The sequence below is a fragment of the Oribacterium sp. P6A1 genome (assembly GCF_000702885.1).
Classification (GTDB): domain Bacteria; phylum Bacillota; class Clostridia; order Lachnospirales; family Lachnospiraceae; genus Oribacterium.
This window is the reverse complement of sequence record NZ_JNKO01000085.1, coordinates 1-2012: the sequence shown is the minus strand read 5'-3', so window position 1 is coordinate 2012 and position 2012 is coordinate 1. Positions and strand designations below refer to the sequence as shown.

At 36.9% G+C, this 2012-nt stretch carries 2 protein-coding genes; both read left to right on the top strand.

What is annotated here, in order from left to right:
* The first annotated feature begins 489 nt into the window (after positions 1–489).
* Entirely contained in the window at positions 490–1440 is a 951-nt protein-coding gene (locus T515_RS16110; protein ID WP_036613597.1) for a helix-turn-helix transcriptional regulator, read from the top strand.
* Positions 1441–1551: 111 nt separating this feature from the next.
* The coding region (locus T515_RS17530; RefSeq protein ID WP_036613594.1) for a dynamin family protein at positions 1552–2012 on the top strand (461 nt) is incomplete at its 3' end.

The following is a 2012-nucleotide window of genomic DNA, read 5'->3' as shown; positions in this document are numbered from 1 at the left end:
TGCCATTGGGTCTTTTCGTATTCACTCATAATTATTTTTCTTTCTATGGTAATTATAAGTGATTAACGCTCAATCACTTTCATATTACCATCATTTGTTATGGGAAACAATAAGCGTAGATCTCGCTGATGAAACAGATGTGAGTTTTCTGATTTTTTAAGAATTGTTGTTTTTAGAAATTTTAAGATCAAGAAATTTGCAAATTCAATCTCTAATGATGATATCAGATTTTAACCGAAAATCATATAGTCGAAATTCAGACTATATGGCTTATATGGCTCATTATATTCAGATTTATCAGTCCTTAGCAAAGTCTTTTTATATTACCGGAAAACCGGTCGAAATATATACCGTATTGGTATAGTTCTATACCCTTATAAGTTTACAGATATTTTATACATACCACATTTACTTGGACATATCATGACCAACCCGGTCAGTATACTACTTATAGAATCACTTAAACAATTCATTATAAGAGAATGCTATATGTATGAAAATGATCAGAATAAGAGCAACCGGGTTCTATCCATCTACTCGGATCTCCTGAACGGCAAAGTATTAAAGAAAAAAGAACTTGCAGAAAAGTTCAATGTAAATGAAAAGACCATACAACGTGACCTTGAAGACATACGACAGTTCCTTGATAACAGATTCATCAGCAATGATATACACAACGACCTTATCTATGATTACAAAGACCGCGGATACCGTTTAGAACATATCAACAGGATGAAGTTTTCAAACGATGAGGTTTTAGCAATATGCAAGATCCTTTTGGACAGCCGGGCCTTTCGAAAAGATGACATGAAAACCATCCTGGATAAACTATTGGAATGCTGTGTACCAAAGGAAAGTCAGAAGATGGTAACGGACCTTATTGCCAATGAAATCTACCACTACATCCCACCCATGCATAACAGTTATTTCCTCGATAAGATGTGGTCCATCGGTACTGCCATACGAGACGGATTAAAACTCCGGTTCTTTTATAAAGGTATCCGGGGAAAGACCGGACACGAACGTACAGTGAAACCATTGGCGATAATGTTCTCAGAATACTATTTCTACCTGATAGCAATTCTTGAGAATGTAAGCTACGAAACACAATCCACTAATCCTGATGACATAAACCCTACTATATATCGTATCGACAGGATCAAGGACCTGAAGATAACTACCGAACACTTCTCAATCCCATATAGAGACAGATTTGAAGAAGGAGAGTTCCGGAAAAGAATCCAGTTTATGTTCGGCGGAAAACTCCGGAGAGTAAAGTTCGAATATACCGGATATTCTGTCGAAGCAGTACTGGACAGACTTCCGACAGCAAAAATACTTAGTGAAGAAGACGGGAAGTATGTGATACAGGCGGAAGTCTTTGGTGATGGGATAGATATGTGGCTCAGAAGTCAGGGGGATAATGTCAAATTGCTATAATCATTCATTTTTATAATAAACACTACCGTAAAAGAAAACTGAAACTATTGGCCATTACAAATATCTGGTCAATCAATAGTCTTGAGATACTAATAATCATAGGAGGAAAAAATGGTTGTAGATTATCAGTCTAGAAAGAATGAAGTTCTTTCTTCATACAAACAGTTAGAGTCCCTTGTATCTGATTTACAAGCTTATGCTAAGAAAATTGAAATGCCTGACCCCATGGAACGGCTTGGGAATCCGCTGACATCTATACAAAGCATGGCCGAAAGAGTAAAAGCAGATAGATTCAATATTCTTATTGCCGGTGAATCCAAAAGTGGAAAATCCACCTTTATAAATGCGTATTTAGGCGTTGAACTGCTCCCAATGGATGTTAAACAGTGTACAAGCGCTATTGTAGAGATTAAATACGGAGAATCCTTCTCAGTTAAGGCGACATATGCTGATGGAAGAACACAGGAAATCACAGGAGAGGAAGAGTCCCGTGCATTTTTAAAGAAAAATGCAGCATTGGATGATGACTATAGAGATATACCAGTCCCTACCATAAATAGTGAGATACTCAA

Coding starts and splice junctions, on each gene's coding strand:
- T515_RS16110 (WP_036613597.1), top strand. CDS start 490: ATGTATGAAAATGATCAGAATAAGAGCAACCGGGTTCTATCCATCTAC.